The 21,690-nt window shown below is 59.0% G+C and carries 16 protein-coding genes; 11 read left to right on the top strand and 5 right to left on the bottom strand.

The features are described from left to right. The first annotated feature begins 369 nt into the window (after positions 1 to 369). Together AXW11_RS10340 and AXW11_RS10335 are read left to right on the top strand one after the other, a co-directional pair. Positions 370 to 1,188: an ATP-grasp domain-containing protein gene (locus AXW11_RS10340; protein ID WP_041332757.1), complete on the top strand. Its 819-nt coding sequence runs from the start codon at positions 370 to 372 to the stop codon at positions 1,186 to 1,188. Between the two features lie 152 nt (positions 1,189 to 1,340). Continuing rightward, the gene (locus AXW11_RS10335) at positions 1,341 to 2,516 is read left to right on the top strand and encodes a type III PLP-dependent enzyme (RefSeq protein ID WP_041332759.1); all 1,176 of its coding nucleotides are present in this window, start codon (positions 1,341 to 1,343) and stop codon (positions 2,514 to 2,516) included. Between the two features lie 139 nt (positions 2,517 to 2,655). Here AXW11_RS10335 and AXW11_RS10330 read toward each other — a convergent pair whose 3' ends face one another. From AXW11_RS10330 to AXW11_RS10315, 4 genes are read right to left on the bottom strand one after another with little or no spacing between them, the layout of a single operon-like run. Next, on the bottom strand, positions 2,656 to 3,858 hold the full coding sequence (locus AXW11_RS10330) for an MFS transporter (RefSeq protein WP_085678174.1): 1,203 nt from the start codon (positions 3,856 to 3,858) through the stop codon (positions 2,656 to 2,658). Positions 3,859 to 3,869: 11 nt separating this feature from the next. Continuing rightward, positions 3,870 to 4,265, bottom strand: coding sequence for an ectoine synthase (locus AXW11_RS10325; RefSeq protein ID WP_007155480.1), 396 nt, complete (start codon positions 4,263 to 4,265; stop codon positions 3,870 to 3,872). 50 nt (positions 4,266 to 4,315) lie between these two features. After that, positions 4,316 to 5,746, bottom strand: coding sequence for a GTPase/DUF3482 domain-containing protein (locus AXW11_RS10320; protein WP_091642632.1), 1,431 nt, complete (start codon positions 5,744 to 5,746; stop codon positions 4,316 to 4,318). Next, complete coding sequence (locus AXW11_RS10315) at positions 5,743 to 7,149, bottom strand: DUF2868 domain-containing protein (protein WP_041332761.1); 1,407 nt, start codon at positions 7,147 to 7,149, stop codon at positions 5,743 to 5,745. The genes AXW11_RS10320 and AXW11_RS10315 overlap by 4 nt, the downstream gene beginning before the upstream one ends. A 99-nt stretch (positions 7,150 to 7,248) precedes the next feature. Here AXW11_RS10315 and AXW11_RS10310 point away from each other — a divergent pair, with 99 nt between their 5' ends. Continuing rightward, positions 7,249 to 7,608 (top strand): DUF6164 family protein, encoded by a 360-nt coding sequence (locus AXW11_RS10310; protein WP_036207734.1) that lies wholly within the window; start codon positions 7,249 to 7,251, stop codon positions 7,606 to 7,608. Here AXW11_RS10310 and AXW11_RS10305 read toward each other — a convergent pair whose 3' ends face one another. Continuing rightward, a complete protein-coding gene (locus AXW11_RS10305; RefSeq protein WP_091642629.1) occupies positions 7,609 to 8,496 on the bottom strand; it encodes an alpha/beta hydrolase in 888 nt (295 codons plus the stop codon). Between the two features lie 344 nt (positions 8,497 to 8,840). Here AXW11_RS10305 and AXW11_RS10300 point away from each other — a divergent pair, with 344 nt between their 5' ends. From AXW11_RS10300 to AXW11_RS10265, 8 genes are all read left to right on the top strand, one after another. Then, entirely contained in the window at positions 8,841 to 10,952 is a 2,112-nt protein-coding gene (locus AXW11_RS10300) for a 3-hydroxybutyrate oligomer hydrolase family protein (protein WP_041336445.1), read from the top strand. 114 nt (positions 10,953 to 11,066) lie between these two features. Continuing rightward, positions 11,067 to 12,512 carry a sigma-54 interaction domain-containing protein gene (locus AXW11_RS10295; RefSeq protein WP_227664900.1) on the top strand — a complete coding sequence of 482 codons (1,446 nt, stop codon included), beginning with the start codon at positions 11,067 to 11,069 and terminating at the stop codon, positions 12,510 to 12,512. Between the two features lie 326 nt (positions 12,513 to 12,838). Further along, complete coding sequence (locus AXW11_RS10290) at positions 12,839 to 13,891, top strand: TRAP transporter substrate-binding protein (protein WP_041332765.1); 1,053 nt, start codon at positions 12,839 to 12,841, stop codon at positions 13,889 to 13,891. 117 nt (positions 13,892 to 14,008) lie between these two features. After that, positions 14,009 to 14,647, top strand: coding sequence for a TRAP transporter small permease subunit (locus AXW11_RS10285; protein WP_036207725.1), 639 nt, complete (start codon positions 14,009 to 14,011; stop codon positions 14,645 to 14,647). Then, positions 14,647 to 16,011, top strand: a complete 1,365-nt coding sequence (locus tag AXW11_RS10280) for a TRAP transporter large permease (RefSeq protein ID WP_085678163.1) — start codon at positions 14,647 to 14,649, stop codon at positions 16,009 to 16,011. Before AXW11_RS10285 ends, AXW11_RS10280 begins: the two co-directional genes overlap by 1 nt. 12 nt (positions 16,012 to 16,023) lie before the next feature. After that, on the top strand, positions 16,024 to 16,803 hold the full coding sequence (locus tag AXW11_RS10275; RefSeq protein ID WP_041332767.1) for a 3-hydroxybutyrate dehydrogenase: 780 nt from the start codon (positions 16,024 to 16,026) through the stop codon (positions 16,801 to 16,803). 16 nt (positions 16,804 to 16,819) lie between these two features. Continuing rightward, positions 16,820 to 18,811 (top strand): acetoacetate--CoA ligase, encoded by a 1,992-nt coding sequence (locus AXW11_RS10270; RefSeq protein ID WP_085678160.1) that lies wholly within the window; start codon positions 16,820 to 16,822, stop codon positions 18,809 to 18,811. A 486-nt stretch (positions 18,812 to 19,297) separates the two neighbouring features. Then, complete coding sequence (locus AXW11_RS10265) at positions 19,298 to 21,541, top strand: NADP-dependent isocitrate dehydrogenase (RefSeq protein WP_085678157.1); 2,244 nt, start codon at positions 19,298 to 19,300, stop codon at positions 21,539 to 21,541. Positions 21,542 to 21,690: the final 149 nt, after the last annotated feature.

Below are 21,690 nucleotides of genomic sequence, written 5' to 3'. Positions count from 1 at the left end.
CCCCCACCTCCCCGCTCTATTGACAAATGGTGATGTCGTTACGGAAAGCTGGAATTTAACTGCGCTTTGATTTCGAATGTATGCGTGCGGACACCGTACCAGCGGTAAAAAGCTCTCAGGTAAACCCAGTCAAAACCACAGTAAATCGGTGCGACAACTGGCGTTAACTAAGGGTATGGGGGTGTTTTATTTTTCAATAAAGAAAATGGTGTCTGAGCGAAGCGAGTTCATTTTCATTTGAAAAATAAAACACCCCCATGCCCCTCCCCTAAACCCCCAGTCCAACCCAAAGCCAAAGCAAAGAATAAACATTGCACCCAACCCAAACCTGTATAAAATGCGACCAACCCAACCACGCCCCCAACCCAAATGAAACTGGTCTCCTTCGACATATTCCGCACCCTCGGCTTCCCGGACACCAAAACCCTCAAGCCCGAACAGTTCCTGGCCCACAAAGAGCTGCTTAAAGACGCAGACTGGGTGCTGTTCCCGGAATACTGGCAGCTGAATGCCCTCGTACACGGGCTGAAATGCCGCGTTTTCCCCAGTGTCGCCAGCTATCGCATCGGCCACGACAAGGTGGAAATGACCCGGGCTTTCCAGGCGGTCGCACCTGAACACACTCCGTGGACTCTGATTGAAGCCAATGGCCCGGAGGAACAGCAGGCGGTGTGGGATGCCATGGTCGTGCCCTTCGTGGCCAAGCTGCCCAAAGCCAGCATGGGCGAAGGTGTGTGGTTAATCGAAAACAAAGCCGACTGGCAGCGTTATTGCGAGCGGACCCATGTTCTTTATGCCCAGGAATACCTGCCGATTGATCGGGATGTGCGGGTAGTGATTGTCGGGGACAAAGTGGTATCCGCCTACTGGCGAACCCAGGCGGACCAGGGGTTCTACAATAACGTGTCGCAGGGTGGGCGCATCGACCGGGGGCCAGTGCCTTCCGTGGTAACCGATCTGGCACTGCGCCTTGCGCGGGAGCTGGAGGTGGATCACGCGGGGTTTGATATCGCCCTGGTGGAGGGGTATCCCTACGTGCTTGAGTTCAATCGGCTATTCGGCAATCAGGGACTCGGTCAGGGTAGTGATCTGAAAACTGCGATTCTGGATTACCTGCAGCGCCAGGCCGAGCCCGAAGACCCGAACGGCCCCACCGGGCCGGCGCCGTTGTGGCCAGTCGCGGTGTGAGCTGAAGGCAAACGGGCCAGACGGTGGTTATGGGTAGATATGCTCATATCACGCCCCCGGAAAAGAACCGATGATCGCGCGATTGACGGGTACCGGATCGGTACCTATGTTGTTTGAACGACCCGTTTGCCCTTTGGAGGGAAACCCTATCCATGACCGAATCCACCAACGCCATCATCACTGACTACTACGACGCCGAGACCTTTGCCCGTATCAAGGCATTTGCCGATACCAAGGACACGCCCTGCGTCGTGATTGATACCGCGACCATCAACCGCCAGTACGATGAACTGGTGGAAGGCTTTCCCTATGCCAACGTCTACTATGCGGTGAAGGCCAACCCTGCCCCGCAGGTTCTGACGATGTTGCGGGACAAGGGCGCCAGCTTTGATATCGCGTCGGTGTACGAACTCGACAAGGTCATGGGCCTGGGTGTGACGGGCGACCGCATCAGTTACGGCAACACCATCAAGAAGGCAAAGGACATCCGCACCTTCTATGAGCGAGGTGTTCGCCTGTACGCGACGGATTCGGAAGCGGACCTGCGCAACATCGCCAAGGCGGCTCCGGGCTCGAAAGTGTATGTTCGCATCCTGACCGAAGGCACCCTGACCGCTGACTGGCCGCTGTCCCGCAAGTTCGGCTGTCAGACCGACATGGCCATGGACTTGCTGATCCTGGCCCGCGATCTGGGTCTGGTGCCTTACGGCGTGTCCTTCCACGTGGGCTCCCAGCAACGGGAAATCGGCGCGTGGGACGCCGCCCTGGGCAAGGTGAAGGTGATTTTCGAGCGTCTGAAGGAAGAGGACGGCATCGAACTGAAGATGATCAACATGGGCGGCGGCTTCCCGGCCAACTACATTACCCGTACGAATGACCTGAAAACCTACGCGGATGAGATCAAGCGTTTCCTGGATGAGGATTTTGGCGATGATTTGCCCGAGATTATTATCGAACCGGGCCGCTCGCTGATTTCCAACGCAGGTGTTCTGGTAAGTGAAGTGGTGCTGATTTCACGTAAATCGCGTACTGCCCTACACCGTTGGGTATTCACCGATGTTGGTAAATTCGGTGGCTTGATCGAAACGCTTGATGAATCCATCAAGTTCCCGATCTATACAGAGAAATCCGGCGAAGGCGAGGACTGTGTAATTGCAGGCCCAACCTGCGACAGCGCCGATATCATGTACGAACACCACAAGTACCCGTTGCCGCTGAATTTGGCCATCGGCGACCGCATGTACTGGCTGTCCACCGGTGCCTACACCACGACGTACAGTGCCATAGAGTTTAACGGTTTCCCCCCGTTAAAGGACTATTACATCTAAGCCAGCGGTAAGGACGTGGGGTGGGGGTATATTTTCCGCCAGAAATGGGTGTCTGAGCGAAGCGAGTTCCATTTCCAAGGAAAAAATACCCCCACCCCGCGGCCCGGCAAAGCATAGATCAATGGCACCAGACAGAGGGTCAACTTTCGGGTTGGCCCTTTTGTCGTTTCAGGTCAAGGGTAAAAGTCAGGGGAAGAACCAGAGCGCAATAGGCGATGATAAAGATAATGGCGTATCGGGCGTCGTTGCCCCAATCGGCCAGTAACCCGCCGATCATGGGAACAGAAAACGCCACTGTGTAACCAACCAGAAAGTTTCCTGCTGAGAGTCGCCCCGTTTCTCTTGATTCCACCAGTACAGGGGGTAAAGCCACCAGCAGGATCAGCAGAATGCCGGCCGTGAAGCTCATAAACGTTGCGCTGGCTATTGACCACCAGCCAGTGAAGACGACCGTTCCCACTGTGCCCAGGATGCTGCAGGTTGCCATCACCATGATGGGGCCTTTGAGGCCTACCCAATATCTCGCCATTTTCAGCATGACCAGGGAGGCGATCACCTGGGCGAAGTTATACCAGAACAAGGCGTCCGCCAGCATGTCGAAGTTGCCTTGTTGCTCCAGGATATTGCCCATGTAGGCGTTAAGGCCGAAGAACAGGGAGCCTGACAGGCCCAGCAGCAGGCCAATTCGCAGAGTCAGTGGGTTTTTCCAGTCGGGTAGCCAGGCCGGTTTTTTCACCGGCCGTGCCATTTCCCGGCGGGGAAGGAACAGAGCGGCAGCGACCAGCAACGCGGGCAGTGACCAGGCCAGCAGGGTGGCGCGCCAGCTGTCGTCCATCAGTGGCATCAGTACCGGGAGGGTGATGCCGGCGCCGATGAACTCGCCCATCAGCATGCCGTTCATGTAGATAGCGGAGCCGATGGCCAGATGTTTGGGTTCGAGCCAGCGTGGCAGGAGTGCCGGCAGGGAGGGCTGCATCATGGCCACACCCAGGCCCATGACGGCACTCGCCAGCATAAGCGTGATGGTATCGGGTGACAGCCCGCGACCGGCGGAACCGATGACCATGATCACCATGGCCAGCGCCAGGGTATTGCGTGGGCCCATCCGTGCGATGGCCAGGGAACCGGGCATGGAACCGACAGCCAGCATCAATATTGGAAGAGTGGTGAGCGCACCGGTCAGAGCCTGGGACAGGCTGAGTTCGTCGCTGATGAACGGCGCCAGGGGAGGTGCAACCAATACCGGTATGCGCAGATAAACACCGGCCAGCCAAAGCAACACCGCCACCGGGAGCAGCTTGGCTGCCGGTGGCGGTGTTGTTGTGCCTGAAACGTCAGCCACTGGGGCCGGGCTTAGTTGTCGCCGGTGTCCGGGAGATAGGCGCCGTCTTCGTCGTGGACTTCACGGCCGGTGACGGGCGGGTTGAAGGCACAGATCAGTCGCATGTCTTCGGTGCCACCACGCAGCGTATGCGGGTCGTTCTTGTCCAGCGCGTAAAGCGTGCCATCGGAAATCTCGTGGGTTTCGCCAGTGGCCTTGTCGTAGATGCTGCCGTTACCGGCGACACAATATACAGCTTCAAGGTGATGCTTGTACCAGAGGTTCAGCTCGGCGCCCGCAGGGATGATGGTCTCGTGGAATGAAAAGCCCATGCCGTCTTTTTTCAGCAGCATGCGGCGGCTGGTCCAGCCCGGCCCTGATACTTCGCGCTCGGAGCCGATGATGTCCTGAACTCGTACAATTTTCATACTTATCCCTCGCTGTGTGATGGAGCAGCCTTACAGTATAAACATCCCCGTCAGGTTCGGTTCAACCGCCAATCGTCGTAGGCGTCCAGCGACTGCTCGATGGCGACTATAAAGGCTATCCTCATTTTGTCATCCAGGGCGCGCTTTTTCCGGCAACGTTCAAAGGCCTGATGGATGGTCCGGCGTTGCCTGCGGTCGAGTTGCTCAAGCCAATGGTCATCGGCAGGTTCAAGATCCAGCAGTTCCCGGCCGGCATGATTTCGGTGGCTGATATGCCACCAGTGATTAACGGCCCTTCCTAATACAACATAGCCGAATTGGCTGTCTTGTACAGGCCCGAAGGTGGCGGTCCTGAGCCCATTTTTCAGTACACCGGTATTGAGCACCGGCAGTGCCAGGCGGTCGCCGTAAAAATAGCTGCCTGCGGCACCGATCAGCCCGCCTACCAGGGCTCCGGCGCCCAGTGAATGGCCAAGGGTCAACGCATCCACCCCGGCCCCGCTCACGGCACCGGCCCCGAAGCCTGCGGTGGCCAGGTAGCGGCGGTTTACTCCCCAGGCTTTGTGGCTGTCTTCGCTGAACAGGTCGTGTTCACTGTGCCATTCCAGTTCCGCTTCCTGTCGTTGTACACGGTGATGCTCGTAGAGCTTCTCAATGGCAATTCGAAGGTGCTGTTCCCGTTTTCTCTGGTTGTCATACCAGCTTTTGCGCAACTGTGCGGCCAGGTCGTGATCGGAGATTTCGCTGGTCTGGAGTGTGGTCAGTGTCCGTTTTTCGCGGAAGGACATCATGTCTTCCAGGCTACGGGCGATGAGTGTGGCCGCTTGGGTGCGGCGTTGCCGTCTCTGCGCCGAGAGAAACGCCGTCGCGCTGTCCAGGGGCTGCTCCCAGTCCGGCTCAAGTTGCCCAAAGGCTCGCAACAGGCTGAGGTGTTGCTCGAAGGGCGCGCGAACCGCATCAAAGGTCCGGACAACCTGGAAAAACTGGCCGAGCGCCCTGGCCCAGGTGTCGCTGTAGTCGTCTTCACCAATACTGTTGATCAAGGCGAGGCTCGGCCGGCCGGTCCAGCGCAGGATGGTCATCTCCGCTTCATGCTGGGTGCTGTAGGGAACCGAACCGTCAACCACGTAGATGATGCCCGCGCCTTCAATGAGCGGTTGCAAGAGCTCGCATTCATCGACAAAGCCGTTGTCCTGGCGGTGTTGGACCACAAAGGCCTCGACGGTTTCGGCCCGGTCAGAGGCAGACACGCTGTGGGCTTCAAGCCATTCCAGGACACGCCGGGGGCGTTGGAACCCCGGCGTGTCCACCAGTGTGTACAGTGTCTTGCCATCGACAGCCAACGGATAGGCCTGATGTTTACGGGTGGTTCCAGGCTCCAGCGCGATGGCAATGGCGTCGTTCTGGGACAGCGTGGCCACAATGCTGGATTTGCCCTTGTTGGGGTGGCCGACCACGGCAAACACGGGGGCTTTCATTATTCGTCCTGGTCCTGCAGTGCGCGGTGCATAAGGATATCCGGCGGTGTTGTCATCGGCGTGCTGACCACCATCCTCTCATCCTCCGTACGCTCCGCAAACCGCAGCCACTGGCTGAGTTGATGGTCCGGTGGCGACTGGTCTGGTTGAGCTGCCATCGGTACCAGCGCAATGGTGGTCTGCCTTGGCCATGTTTCGCGGGCCTGTTGTAGAAAATCCGCAAGCTCGCCGGTGGGTGGTTCCCAACTGCGGGTGACGATAATGGCCGCTGGAGTGAGAGCACTGGTCAGTCGCTGGTTTGCCAGTTCGATGATGTGATGGTCGTGCTCGAGCGAGGCGCTACCGCCGGCGGCGAGGGGCTCCTGGTCTCCTGCGATGATGGTTTGCGGCAGCGCTGGCCTGCCGGCTTCCGCCCAGCGAATAATAGCCTGGGCCCTGGGGATAGGCTGCAATTTCGCAGACGTTGTCGTATCCGGTTGGTCGGCGGCGTCATTGTGGCGATTGCCCGTGTCCACGGTGGGTGTCTCCATGCGGTACTGGAGGGCGACCCAGCCATGATGGGCTCGGAGCGCCTTACGCGCGCGCATGTGGGGATGAACGATCGCCACCATTAGCAGAGCGAGCCGGGGCAGGACGACATAGATCATCCAGACCATTGCCACGAACGGCCACCAACTCCCCCAGAGGGCCGGATCGGTCGTTGTGGAAGACTGGCTGCGGAAGAACCGGGTGGCATCCACCAGTTCGCGGTCCGGCATCGCCGCAGGCCACAGATGCTGCCAGGGTGTGGCGATGGCGGATAGCATGCGGTAGTAGCTGTCGGTGCCGGTATTCAGGGTGGTGCTCCAGCCAAAGGCGAGATCCTGGATCACCACCAGTACCAGCAGGGTTATCAGTCCGGCGACACCAAACGCCAGTCCGCCGGTATGGGCGGCACGGGCCATTAACAGTGGTTGCAGTGTTCGCAGGGCGCCCGAGTGGCGTGCGACCGCAAACTTCCTCAGCAACCAGCGCCAGGGCTGCCAGCCGGCAAAGGCCTGGACAGTGGTAACCACAGCGAGGATGCACTGGAGCAGCACGAAGGCCAGGATCACCGTCAGATTGATTCGCTGGCCACCGTCGTAGAACAGTAGCCCCAGCATGGCCAGCGTTCCGGCAACGAGCCCCGCCAGGGCAAAACCTGTGGTCAACCTTCGCCAGAATTTCAACGGGTCATCGGTCGGTCCACGGCGGGACAGGCGCCTGACATGTTCAAGCCACCGATCCGGGCCCGGGCTGACGCCCTGGTTGTGGCAGTCCAGGGCAAAACGGCGATCCCGCCGGTGCAGGAACACCGGGTTCTGGTCGCGGTCGCGCTGAACCTGATTGTCGAACTCCAGTAATCGTCGAATGGCGCTGTCTGGCATCGAGTATCCTGATCAACTGGGCGGTGAGACACGCCGCGGAATGCTAGGATAAGGGTCTAGGATGATAAGGGTATCCCATAAACCGGTGTCGGACCTACCATGACCAACCACCTCATGAACCTTCGTCACGTCCCCGACGACGAGGCGGACGAAATACGCGAGCTGTTCGAGACGCACAACGTGTCCTACTACGAGACGCCTCCCAGTCGCTGGGGTATCAGCATGGGTGGATTCTGGGTCCACGACAATGAGGAGGCCCAACGAGCCCGGGAATTGCTGCAGACCTACCAGAAGGAGCGCCTGCAGCGTCAGCGTGACGCTTACGAGGAGGATCTGGCGGCGGGCCGGGTCGGCGGATTCTGGCATCGGCTTCGCCGCAAGCCGGTGACGACCCTGGCGGCTTGCCTGGCCATCGTTGTCATCCTGGCATTAACAATTGCTCCGTTTGTGACTCTTTAGTCACTCCGGCCGCTTTTCCGTGTGCCGGATCAGGAAGTCTGTGGCTTTCTCAACCGCATTGCCGGCCGTCAGGAAACTGGTGATGTGGCCTCGCAGGTGCATCAGGTAAAGCTCACTCTCAACGTGATGCTCCGCAAGGCGTGCCCGAAAATCCCGCGCCTGATCCGCAGGCACCAGCATATCCTGGGCGCCATGGAACAGGAAAAACGGAGGCGTGCCGGCGGTAATGTGGGTGATCGGCGAGGCGGCCTCATAAACACCCGGAATGTCCTGCAGATCACCGCCCAGGAACTGACGGATCAGCTTTCCGGACCCGAAGGTTCGCAGGTCGGCTGGCAAGCCACCGGCAACAACAGCCACCGGCCGCGCGTCCGCGCCTCCGTGTGGTTGGTTCAACGGGTGTTGGTTTTCGGCAATCACGGCCAACAAGCTGACCAGGTGAGCGCCGGAAGAAAAGCCAAATGCACTGATCGCATTCCGGTCCAGGTTGTAGGCTCCCGCCCTGGCATGAAGCCAGTTCATGGCTATCTGAAGATCGTGGAGTTGCGCCGGGAAGGTGTGTTCAGGTGCAAACCGATAATCAATGTTCATCACGGCAAAGCCCCGGCCGGCCAGGTGCTCTGCGATCCATGTCATGTCCTTCCGCGAACGCCGTTCCCAACCACCGCCATGCACCAGGAGTACTGCAGGTGCGGGGTCGGGGCTGTCTGGCAGATAAAGATCCGCCTGGAGCTCCTGAGGCCAGTTGTCCGGGGAATAGGTGATGCCAGTTGTGGTGCGAAAGCCGGTATCGGGTACCGACACCGTTTCCGCTGGCGCGTTCAGGTGTGAGGCGCAGGCAGATAGCAAGGTGCTGGCGGCCAATGCCAGCAGGCGGTTGATGTGCATGGACTCTCCGTTCATCCGGGCGGAAACGAAGACTTATACGTCTCGAATATGACCACGGATGCATTGTGCGGTGCTCAGCGCTGTCCTGAAAACGGGACACTGTCCTGGCTTCAGGACAATGTCGCGAGACGGCCCGTAGAGGGCATTTCCGCCCACCTCCCCCTCTGACCACTGTCCGGAAATCCGGAAATAGTGCTTGAGAATTAGAGCAATTCAAAGAAAAAGCAATGAAAATCAACGTCCTGCTGTATTGGCACAGGATACGCATGGCCCCTGTTATGGTACCCGGCTTCGTTCGTGTACGCCGGGTTCTCATGTCTAACAAAAACAACAGGGAACAACCTATGAAAACGCTATTTCAGTACACGCTGATTGGTGCGGTGGCTCTGACGGGTACCGCCTGCAACGACAGCAGCAAGAAACCGTTCAACCAACTCCCGGGATTCATCCAGGGAGAGGTCCATTCCACTCAGTATGATGGCGTCACCGATGATCTTCTGACCGGTGGCCTTGGCGCCAGCGGCCTGGCCAGTGCAACGGCACCGGCCTTTGATGATCCGCTCAACCCCACGCCTGAAGAACTCCGGACGCTGGCCATCTACAACAACTATCGGGCTCTTGTGGACACCGTGCCCGGTGGTGGTTACGGCGAATTCTTTGGTCCCCAGGTCGATAGCAGTGGCGAGGGGCTGATTGCGGGTAATGAATACCTGGCCTACATGACGGTTAATGGCAGTGATGTGCCGGTGACTGTGATGGTCCAGGTGCCGTCCAGTTTCGACCCCGAGCAGGCCTGTATGGTAACGGCGCCCTCGTCCGGTTCCCGCGGCATTTACGGCGCGATCGGCACCGCCGGCGAATGGGGCCTGAAGAAAGGCTGCGCCGTGGTCTACACCGACAAGGGCACGGGAACCGGTTCCCACAACCTGGCCACCAACTCTGCCCAGCGTATCGACGGTACTCTTATCCAGGCGGATGAGCCGGTGCAGTTCCGGGCCGATCTGGATGCCCAGGCGCGGGCTGATTTTGATGCCGCCTGGCCGGACCGTTTCGCCTACAAGCACGCTCACTCCAAGGCCAACCCCGAGGCTGACTGGGGGCGGCATGTACTGCAGTCGATTGAGTTCGGCTTCTATGTGCTGAACGAGGAATTCGGGCAGGAAACCGGTAATGGCCGCAAAGTGATCAAGGTGAAGCCGAAGGATACCCTGGTGATTGCGTCCAGCGTTTCCAACGGTGGTGGGGCTTCGGTCCGTGCCGCTGAGCTTGACGATAAGGGGCTGATCGACGGGGTGGCGGTGTCGGAGCCCAACGTCAATCCGCAGGTGGATACCAGCTTTACCATCCGCCAAGGCAGTGGCCCCGAACTGGCCGAACACAGCCGCAGCCTGCTGGATTACACCACAGCGCTGGCGGTGTATCAGGGTTGCGCGAACATTGCACCGGAAGTGCGTGATGTGGCGCCACTGAACGCCACATTCAACAACTTCACGATTGCGGAGAACATCTGTAACTCACTGGCCAACAAGGGCCTGGTGACAGGCGCTACCACCGACGACCGCGCCTCCGATGCGCTGCGCATCCTGGAAGAGGAAGTGGGTATCCAGCCGGAGCAGAACCTGCTGGCACCGGTTCATTTCGGGCTGGCGGTTGCCCAGAGCATCTCCACCACCTATGCCAACGCCTACGGTCAGGCCGGTGTTGAGGACAGGTTGTGTGATATCAGCCTGGCGGCTACGGGGGCTGGCGGAGCGGTCACGCCGATCACTGCGGCGCAGGAAGCAGCGCTGTTCTCCGCGAGTAACGGTATTCCCCCCAGTGCCGGGGTGAATCTGGTGTACGACGGTGCCGAAGGTCAGCCCACCAATCTGGGTGCCAGTGCATCGCCCAGCACCAGTCAGCAGGATTACGGTCTGGATGCTCTGCTGTGTCTGAGAAGCCTTGCCCTGGGCACCGATGCCGTGACCGGAAGCCCGCTGTCGGGTGATGCCGCGGAATGGTCAGAGCGTATTGCTGATGGCGTTGAGCAAATTCGCGCGTCTGGCAACCTGCGGGGCAAGCCAACGGTCTTTGTGACCGGTCGTGCCGACGCCATCCTGCCCATCAACCACACCTCGCGGCCCTATTTCGGGCTGAACCAGCGGGTTGAGGGCAGCAACAGCAAGCTGAGGTATTACGAGATTCTCAATGCCCACCACCTGGATGTCCTCAACGGCTTCCCGGGGATTGCGGACCGGTATGTGCCGCTGCATCACTACTTCTTCCAGGCCCTGGATCTGGTGTGGGCGAACCTTGCCGACAAGCAGGCCTTGCCGCCCAGTCAGGTGGTCAGAACGGTACCGCGTGGCGATATGGCCACCCCTCTGTCTGAGGCTAACCTGACCCCGATCGATCCTGCCCCGGATGCCGGCGACCGCATCGTGTTCGCTGACGATCAGGTGCAGATACCAGACTGACACCCCTGTCGGCCGGCCCGGTCAGATTCCGGGCCGGCATTGTTTGCCCCTATTCCGGGGGCGCCATATACTTCCGTCTCTGCACCCGGCTCGCCGGGTGCTCTGGATATTGCCATGAATAACATCCAACCCGGTGGTACAGGGTACATGACAGAGCTGTTTACCGAGAATAACAAGAGTGGCCTGACCAGGGATCTGATCGAAGCGCTGTTTCCCATGTTTGAGGAAGCCAGCGCCGGCGCGATTGCGGTTGACCACCAAAGCCGTATTACCTGGATCAACAACAGTTATGCCCATCTGCTTGGGTTGGAAGACCCCAAGGCGGTCATCGGTAAACCTGTCCGCCAGGTGATCCCCCAGAGCCGCATGCCGGAAGTGGTGGAAACCGGAAAACCCTTGCTGCTCGATATCATGGAGCACAGCAAGCAACAACTGGTGGTGACCCGGCTGCCGTTTTATGATGACGAAGGGCGCATCATGGGGGCGGTGGCGTTTGTGCTGTATGACGACCTGCAACCGCTGACGCCGTTGGTGGCCAAGTACCGTCGCCTGCATCAGGACCTGGCGGCTGCTCGTAAGGCGCTGGCCAAGAAGGCGCGTGGCACTCGCTACAACCTCGCCGACTTTGTGGGTGCCAGCCCCGCAGCACTGGAGGTCAAGCGCCGGGCCCGGTTGGCGGCCGGCCGTGACATGCCGGTGCTGCTGCTGGGTGAAACCGGCACCGGCAAGGAGGTGCTGGCGCAGGCCATTCATTCCGTTTCTACCCGTGCCGACAAGCCTTTTGTGGGCGTGAACGTGGCTGCGATTCCAGACAACCTGCTGGAAGCTGAATTTTTCGGCGTGGCACCCGGAGCCTACACCGGGGCTGATCGCCGCACCCGGGAAGGCAAGTTCCAGCTCGCCAACGGCGGCACCCTGTTTCTGGATGAAGTCGGGGATATGCCACTGCCGTTGCAGGCAAAACTGCTGCGGGCGTTGCAGGAAGGTGAGATTGAGCCTCTGGGCTCCAACAAGGTGGCCTCGGTGGATGTGCGGGTCATTGCCGCGACCAGTCGCAACCTGGAGGCGATGATTGCCGAAGGTGAGTTCCGGTCGGACCTGTATTACCGGCTGAACGTGCTGGAAATCCCTATTCCTCCGTTGCGGGACCGCCTGGCCGATCTGGGCGTGTTGTGTGAGGCCCTGCTGGGTGAAATCTGCGACGGTCTGGAGATGCGGGGTGAAATCACCGACGCTGGTGTGGCAGCTTTGGGCGGTTACGACTGGCCCGGTAATATCCGTGAGCTGCGCAATGTGCTGGAGCGGGCCCTGACCATGGGTGAAGACGGTGGTCTGCTGGACGCCGATGCCATTTTCAAGGTGTTGCCCCGCAGTGGCAACCGGCCAGCCTCATCGCTGGTGCCACAGCCGGTGCGTCCACTGGCTAAAACCCTGGCCGATGCCGAAGCCCAGGCAATTGAAGAAGCACTGGTCGCCAGTCGTGGCAATCGTACCCGGGCAGCCAAACTGCTGGGTATTTCGCGTTCGGTGCTTTACGAAAAACTCGCCAAGATGTCCTGAAATCAGGACGCCTGTCCTGTTATCCGTACAAACCCCTACGACGGATGTCTATATGCGTCCGGTTTTCCGGACTGTCTGTCATGTGCGATGTCTTTCCTCGTTTTTATCTGTTTGATAAATAACAAAATATTGTGATTGGCACAGTGCCTGCTATATCCCGGATGCAGGACGTCAGAACAACGCAGAAAACAAGACTGGCGCTATCGTTGGACCCAAAACACATCTTGTCTGTCTCGTTTCCTGCGATGTCTGACTACACTCAGATAAGGCCCGTCGGGAACGTTCCTGTTTGGCCGAATACAACAACAATGCTAGGAGACTTGCCAATGAAACTCTTCAAGGCACTTACCGGTATCGCCGGTGCGATCGCCCTGACTACCGGATCGGCGTTCGCAGATGACCTGCGCTGGAAAATGCCGGTCGCCTTCGCTACTAACCTGCCTGGCCTGGGGTCACCTGCCGCCTGGGTCGCTGAAAACCTCAATACCGCTTCCGATGGCAGCATCCAGGTTCGTGTTTACGAGCCCGGCAAGCTGGTTCCCCCGTTTGATATTCTGCAGTCGGTTTCCGATGGCAAGGTATCCGCCGGCTACACCTGGATTGGTTACGACCAGGGCAAGGTGCCAGCGATTCCCTTGTTTGCCGCCGTTCCGTTCGGCATGAAGCCACCTGCCTATATCGGCTGGTATTACTTCGGCGGTGGGCATGAAATGCTGCAGGAAACCTATGCCAATAAAGGCTTCGATGTACACGCACAACTGTGCGGCATCATTGGGCCTGAAACAGCGGGTTGGTACTCCGACCCCATCGAAACCCTGGAAGACTACAAAGGCCTGAAGATCCGCTTCGCCGGTCTGGGTGGCAAGGTTCTGGAGAAGCTTGGCGCGTCCGTCACCATGATGCCCGGCGGCGAGCTTTACCAGGCACTGGAGAAAGGCACCATTGATGCCACCGAATTCTCCATGCCCGCCATCGACCAGATTCTCGGCTTCAATCAGGTGGTCAAGTACAACCTGTTCCCGGGTTGGCACCAGCAGTTCACGGCTCAGTATATGCTGATCAACAAGGATGAGTGGGCTCGTGCGACTGACGCCCAGAAGGCGCTGGTTGAGGCTTCTTGCACCGCGGCGACCACGCGTGGTCTCGCAGAAGGCGAGTACAAGAACGGCAAGGTTCTGGCCGAGTTCCAGGACAAGGGCGTTCAGGCCGACCAGATCCCCCGCGACGTTCTGCTCAAGCTGAAGGAAGTAACTCAGGAAGTGCTTGAGGAAGAAGCCTCCAAGGATGCCGACTTCAAGCGCGTCTATGAAAGCCAGCAGGAGTTCATGGAATCGTACAAGGTGTGGGACACCCGCGCTTATGTTCCGGCGGATCTGTAAGGTCCGGGGCCGACCCCGAGATGCCGGCCAGAGCGTCGGTATTCTCTGATCAAGTCTGGATGGCCCTTCGGGGCCATCCTTGTTTCACAATCGGCTTTCTGAGTGAGGAACTGTTGTATGACGGTGTCTGGTAAAGGCTCACCGCAGAACGTGCGGCCATCGGTGTCTGGCACCGACGAATTTTTACATCACCATACCGAGCTGCCGACAACCCGCGTCAGTCAATGGATGGACCGCGTGATTTCGGCAATCGGCAAGGGTGCTTCGTGGCTCTGGGTGGTGGTCACTGGCGTTATTATCTGGGCTGTCGTTGGCCGTTATGCGTTCGGTCAGGGTTCGGTCACGCTCGAAGAGGTCCAGTGGCACCTGGCGGGCATCGGCTGGTTGCTGGGGCTGGGCTACACCCTGGTGGTGGATGACCACGTTCGGGTAGACGTTCTCCATGAGCGGCTGTCTCTGCGAGGTCAGGGCTGGGTTGAACTGCTTGGCCTGCTGTTCCTGCTGATGCCCTTCCTGGGGCTGGCGATTTACGAGATGGTTCCCTACGCCTTCAGTTCCTGGCAACAGGGCGAAACCAGTCAGGCACCGGCCGGGCTGCCACATCGTTGGTTCCTGAAAGCCGTCCTGGCGCTGTCATTTATCCTTATCGCCTTGGCCGCACTGTCGCGCCTGCTGAAAGTGACGGCATTGCTGTTCGGTTTTCCAAAGCCAGTCCGGGTCGAGTCCGGGAATAACAAGAAAGAGGATGCGTCCTGATGGAGCTTGAAACCCTGTTTGTAATCGGCATGTTCCTGACGTTCGGGGCATTGTTGATGACCGGTTATCCGGTGGCCTGGGTGCTGGGTGGCACGGCCGTCATCTGGACGGTGGTCGGTGTTGTTGCGGTAGAGAATTTTGGTGCCAACCTCTGGTTTGATTACCCCTCATCAATGGGCCTCGTGCCAGAACGAATCTGGAGCATCGTTAACAGCGAGACCCTGGTGGCGCTGCCCATGTTCATCTTCATGGGCATCATGCTGGATCAGTCCGGCGTTGCCGAACGATTGATGAACAGCATGGTAAAACTGTTTGGTGCCGTGCGTGGCGGTTATGCCGTGACGGTGATTGTGATCGGCGTACTATTGGCCGCAACCACCGGCATTATCGGTGCGTCGGTGGTGCTTCTGGGTATGTTGTCCCTGCCGGTGATGATGGAGAACAAATACGACAAGGGATTTGCCGTTGGTACCGCCTGTGCCACCGGCACTCTGGGTATCCTGATTCCACCGTCCATCATGCTGGTGCTGATGGCGGATCGACTGGCGGTCCCGGAAGCCTCTGTGGGCGATCTGTTTATGGGCGCGTTTCTGCCCGGTCTGCTGCTGGGTGCCATGTACGTTGGCTATGCGATGATTCGTCCGATGTTGCAGCCGAATATTGCTCCGGTGCCCGAGGGTACGGAGAAAGTGTCCTGGAGTATTGTCTGGGAAGTTGCCAAGGCGGTTTTGCCCACGGCGGCGCTGATTCTCGGTGTCCTGGGCTCTATTTTCGCTGGCATCGCCACTCCCACCGAAGCCTCTGGTGTTGGTGCTCTGGGTGCGTTGCTACTGGCTCTGATGTCCCGACGACTGACGCTGAAAGTGCTGAATGCGTCGTTGCAGCAAACCACCCGCACGGCCGCTTTCATCTTCGCAATTTTCCTAGGCGCAACGGCGTTTTCCGTGGTGCTGCGGGGCCTTGGCGGTGATGCTGTTATCGAAGAGGCCCTGCTCGGCCTGCCGTTCGGTCCCTATGGCGTGGTTCTGACCATTCTGTTCGGGGTGTTCCTGCTGGGATTCTTCCTCGACTGGGTTGAGATCACCCTGATCATCCTGCCGTTGGTGGCACCGGTGGTTCAGCAACTGGGCTTTGATCTGGTGTGGTTCACCATCCTCTTCGCCATGTGCCTGCAGACGTCGTTCCTGACGCCACCTGTCGGCTTTGCACTGTTCTACATCAAGGGTGTGGCGCCGCCGGAAATCAAGGTGACCGACATCTACAAGGGCGTCATACCCTTCATCATTATTCAGCTGGTGGCTCTGGCGATTGTCTTCCTGGTGCCCGAAATCGCGACCTGGCTGCCTAGCGTGGCTTACGACTAAGGAGAGAGAAACATGCGTCTAGAAAACCGGATAGCCCTGATCACCGGGGCAGGGCGCGGAATTGGCCGGGCCATAGCCGAACAATATGGCCGTGAGGGCGCCCGGGTGGCCGTGGCCGACCTCACCCTGGAAAGCGCCCAGGACGCCGTTGATGCCATTGAAAAGGCAGGGGGCACCGCCATGGCCCTGGCCATGGACGTTACGGATGAGAAGGCGGTTGACCAAGGCGTGGCCGCCATCGTGGAAAAATGGGGTGGCCTCGACGTGGCCCTGGCCAACGCCGGTATCCAGCATATCGACCCATTGCATAAACTGGCCTTTGCCGACTGGCGTAAAGTGATGAATGTTCATCTGGACGGGGCGTTTCTGGTAACGCGAGCAGCCCTCAAACAGATGTACGCCAGTGGGGGCGGGACCATGTTGTATATGGGGTCTGTCCACTCCCTGGAAGCGTCTCCCCTCAAGGCGCCCTACGTGGCGGCGAAGCACGGCATGCTGGGCCTGTGCCGGGCGGTGGCGAAAGAGGGGGCCGAGCATGGTGTGAGTAGTAACATCATCTGCCCTGGTTTTGTCAGAACGCCGTTGGTGGACAAGCAGATCCCGGAGCAGGCCAAGGAGCTGGGCATTTCCGAAGAAGAGGTCATCAGTAAGGTTATGCTGAAGAATACCGTCGATGGCAAATTCACCACCCTGGAAGACGTCGCCGAGCTGGCAGTGCACCTGGCGGCCTTCCCCTCGGCGGCACTGACTGGCCAATCCATTGTGGTCAGTCACGGCTGGCATATGCAGTAAGCAACAGGAGAGACGGATGAGCAACACAGAACAATCACCAGTGGTCTGGTCTCCTTCGCAGGACACACTGAAACACTGCCAGATGGGCCAGTTCCAGGGTTGGCTGGAGCAACAGGGTTTCGGCCCGTTTGCCGATTACCACGCCCTCCACCGGTGGTCCATTGAGAACCTAGAGACCTTCTGGCAAAAGGTATGGGACTACTGTGGCCTGGTATGCGACACGCCAGCCGATGCGGTTCTGGGCAAACGTGATATGCCCGGCGCGGAGTGGTTCCCCGGTATGAAACTCAACTTTGCGGCCAACCTGCTGCGGTTGGCGGAAGGCGACCACGCCGAGCGCGAAGCGGTTGTGGCCTACTGCGAAACCCGCCCGGTACTGCGTCGCACCTACGCTGAATTGAAAGCGGACACCGGTGCCCTGGAAGCCTTCCTGCGCAACAAAGGGATTCGACAGGGTGACCGCGTGGCCGGTGTGGTCACCAATGGTTATGAGGCCCTTGTGGGTATGTTGGCGGCCACCAGCCTGGGCGCCGTCTGGAGTTCCGCGTCACCGGATTTCGGCGTGGGCGCCATCCTTGATCGCTTCGGCCAGATTGAGCCGGCAGCGCTGATCGTGGTCAACGGCTACGGCTATGGCGGCAAGGTCTTCAACCGCCAGGATGACTTCGCCGGCCTGATTGACGGCCTGCCCAGCCTGCGCTGCGTTGTCAGCATCGAACAGCTGCCAGGCGAGCCCGCCGTCGCTGGCGACAAGGTTACCCACTGGGACGAGGCCCTTGCCGAGGGACAGGGCCAGGCGCCCTCCTTCACACCGTTGCCACCGGAGCACCCGGTGTACATTCTCTATTCCTCCGGCACCACCGGCAAACCCAAGTGCATCGTGCATGGCAACGCTGGCCTGCTGGTCAACCACGCCAAAGAACTGATGCTCCATGGCGATGTCGGCCCCGACGACCGCTTCCTGTACTTCACCACCTGCGGCTGGATGATGTGGAACTGGCAGGCGTCTGCCCTGCTGACTGGCGCGGCCGTCATCACGGTCGACGGCTCACCTGGCTACCCGGACCTGAACTATCTATGGCAGGTGGTGGCCGACGAGAAAGTCACCCATTACGGCACCAGCGCACGGTTCATCGCCGGCTGTCGCAAGGCTGAACTGGCCCCGGCGAAAAACCTGGACCTGACGGCCTTGAGAGTCGTCTTCTCCACTGGCTCGCCCCTGTTGCCGGAAGACTATGACTGGATCTACAGCGACGGCGCCCCCAACGTATTGCTCGGCTCCATCGCCGGCGGCACCGACATCTGCGGCTGCTTTGTGGGTTCCACTCCGCTGTTGTCGGTCCGCCGTGGCGAAATCCAGTGCCGCCTCCTCGGTGTTGACGCCGTGGCCTACGGCGACGACGGCCAGCCCGTCAGTGGCGGCCGAGGCGAACTCGTCTGCCGGCAGCCGCTGCCTTCCATGCCCGTCGCCTTCTGGGACGACCCCGGCAACGAGCGCTATAAAGACGCCTACTTCAACACCTTCCCGGATGTCTGGGCCCACGGCGACTTCATCGAATTCACCGAACACGGCGGCGCCGTCATCTACGGCCGTTCAGATGCCACCCTTAACCCGGGCGGTGTGAGAATCGGTACCGCTGAGATCTACCGCCAGGTGGAAACCGTGGCGGAAGTCAAAGACAGCCTGGTTGTTGGTCGTCAGATCGAAGGTGACGTGGAAGTGGTCTTGCTGGTGGTCCCGGCAGAGGGCCAGGCCCTCACCGACGACCTTCAGAAAAACCTCAAAACCCGCATCCGCCAGGGCGCAAGCCCGCGCCACGTACCGAAACACATCATCCAGGTGCCGGATATTCCCTACACGCGCAGCGGTAAGAAAGTGGAGCTGGCGGTGGCACGCCTGATCAACGGTTCCAACAAAGCCGACAACCGTGATGCTCTTGGCAATCCGGAGGCGTTGGACCGGATTCGGGAATGCCTCGACGAGGCGGGGTTGTTGCCGAAGGGGTGAGTTAGCTCGTCGGTCGTATAGAGCGTAGCGAAATGCGACGGGGGCTGATGTTTGAGCCTTGTTGTTGGATTACGGCTTCGCCTAATCCGACCTACGGTGGCTGCTGTAACCGGCGGGCATGCATGAAATTTGCCGAGCGCTGGGGGTAGGGGCAACCAAAACTGTGCGGAGCCATGGATGGCGGAGCCCAAGCGCCACAGGGATGTGCTTGAGCGTGTTTTGGTTGCCCCTACCCCCAGCGCGATACTCCCAAACCTAAATGTCCGAAAGTTTCGTAAATTCCTGCCTTTTCATCACCCTGTAACGGCTTTTAGCGAACTTTTAGTCGGTTCTTATACTAAGATCGTAACCAGAATTGGCAAAAAAATGCTATCTTAGTAGGTCTATCAAAAGTTCCCGAATCAGTCATCGCTCAAGCCAGACGTTCACAAGACGGCTGACCCTGCGGTGACCGTCCTGAACTCACCCATCAGCCTGAGGACGAAAATGACATCATCCAAAGCCAAGATCATTTACACACTGACCGATGAGGCCCCCGCCCTCGCGACACGGTCACTTCTTCCCATCCTCGAAACTTACGCCAAGCCCGCAGGCATCGAGTTCGGCACCAGCGACATCTCGCTTGCTGCCCGTATTCTCGCGCTCTTCCCTGATTACCTGGAAGAAAAGCAACAAGTTCCGGACGACCTCAAAGAGCTGGGTGACTACACCAAGGACCCGGAAGCCAACATCATCAAGCTTCCCAACATCAGTGCCTCAATTCCCCAGCTGCGGGCTGCCATCAAGGAGCTCAATGACCAGGGTTACAACGTTCCCGAGTACAAGGAACACCCTGAGTCTGACGAAGAGAAAGAAATCCATGCCCGCTACTCCAAAGTACTGGGCAGCGCTGTAAACCCGGTGCTGCGTGAAGGTAACTCCGACCGTCGTGCCCCCACAGCAGTCAAGGCCTTTGCCCGCAAACACCCCCACACCATGGGCGAGTGGAGCCCGGCGTCACGCACCCACGTGGCCCACATGCGCGGCGGTGATTTCTACTCCAACGAACAGTCTCTGACACTGGACAAGGCCACCAACGCCCGTATCGTTTTTGAGAACGCCAAGGGTAAGCAGACCGTTCTCAAGAGTGAACTGGCACTGCAGGAAGGCGAAGTGCTGGACGGCATGTTCATGAGCTGTAAAGCACTTCGCAAGTTCTTCGATGATTGCATCGAAGACTGCGAGAAGACCGGCGTGATGTTCTCCCTGCACGTCAAAGCCACGATGATGAAGATCTCCCACCCGATCGTCTTCGGTCACGCGGTAAAGATCTTCTACAAGGAACTGTTCGACAAGTACGGTGAACTGTTCGACGAGCTGGGCGTGAACCCCAACAACGGTCTTTCCAGTGTGACGGACAAAATCAAGCAACTGCCGGAGTCCAAGCAGGAGCAGATTCTGGAAGACCTGCACGCCTGCTATGAGCATCGTCCGGAAATTGCCATGGTAGATTCCGTCAAGGGCATCACCAACCTGCACGTACCCAGCGACGTCATTGTTGATGCCTCCATGCCGGCGATGATCCGTAACTCCGGCAAGATGTGGGCCCGGGACAACAAGCTCAAGGACACCAAAGCGGTGATGCCTGAGAGCACCTACGCCACCATCTACCAGGAAGTGATCAACTTCTGTAAGACCCACGGCGCGTTTGATCCCACCACCATGGGCACGGTGCCGAACGTTGGCCTGATGGCGCAGAAGGCTGAAGAGTACGGCTCCCACGACAAGACCTTTGAAATCAAGGAAGACGGCATCGTTCGTGTCATCGCTGAAGACGGCGCCGTGCTGACCGAGCACAAGGTCGAGAAGGGCGACATCTGGCGCGCCTGCCAGACCAAGGACCTGCCAATCCGCGATTGGGTCAAGTTGGCGGTTAACCGCGCCCGCGCTACCGGCATGCCAGCCCTGTTCTGGCTCGACGATGAGCGCCCGCACGACGCCGAGCTGATCAAGAAAGTGGAAATGTACCTCAAGGAACATGATACCGACGGCCTGGACATCCTCATCAAGTCGCCCGTACGTGCCATTCGCTGGACCATGGAGCGACTGATTCGTGGTCTGGATACTATCTCCGTCACTGGTAACGTCCTGCGCGACTACCTTACCGACCTGTTCCCGATCCTGGAGCTGGGCACCAGTGCCAAGATGCTGTCCATCGTGCCCCTGCTCAACGGCGGTGGCCTTTACGAGACCGGTGCTGGCGGTTCCGCGCCGAAGCACGTTCAGCAACTGCTGCAGGAAAATCACCTGCGCTGGGACTCGCTGGGCGAGTTCCTGGCCACGGCTGTTTCCCTGGAAGAACTGGGTGAAAAGCAGAACAACGAGCGGGCGCGCCTGCTGGGCCTGACCCTGGACAAAGCCACTGAACGCCTGCTGGAGAACAACCAGTCGCCGTCGCGCAACACCGGTGAGCTGGACAACCGCGGCAGCCACTTCCACCTCGCCCGTTACTGGGCGGAGGAACTGGCCAACCAGGATGACGACAAGGATCTGAAGGACTTCTTCGCCAAGCTGTCGAAGCAACTGGAAGACAACAAGGACAAGATCCTGGAAGAAATGAGTGTGATCCAGGGCCATCCGGCCGATATCGGTGGTTACTATCACCCACCGGCCGAGAAAGTCTGCAAGATCATGCAGCCCAGCGAGACCTTCAACCGCATTCTTGAAGAGGCTCGCGCTCAGGTGAAGTAAGCTTATAAAGCCTGGCAAAACCCGGACGGTGGAAACACCCTCCGGGTTTTTTTATGCCTCATCAATTGCAATATTCCCTCGACGGCAGCGCCGTCTGTGACTATTTTCAGGGTGTAATGCCTTCGATTTTGGCCCGAGGTGTTCACACC

Origin of the sequence: Marinobacter sp. Hex_13, assembly GCF_001566815.1 — a bacterium.
In the GTDB taxonomy this organism is placed as follows: Bacteria; Pseudomonadota; Gammaproteobacteria; order Pseudomonadales; family Oleiphilaceae; genus Marinobacter; species Marinobacter salarius.
Note: the sequence above shows the minus strand (reverse complement) of the source record. Positions and strands in the feature narration are given on the sequence as shown.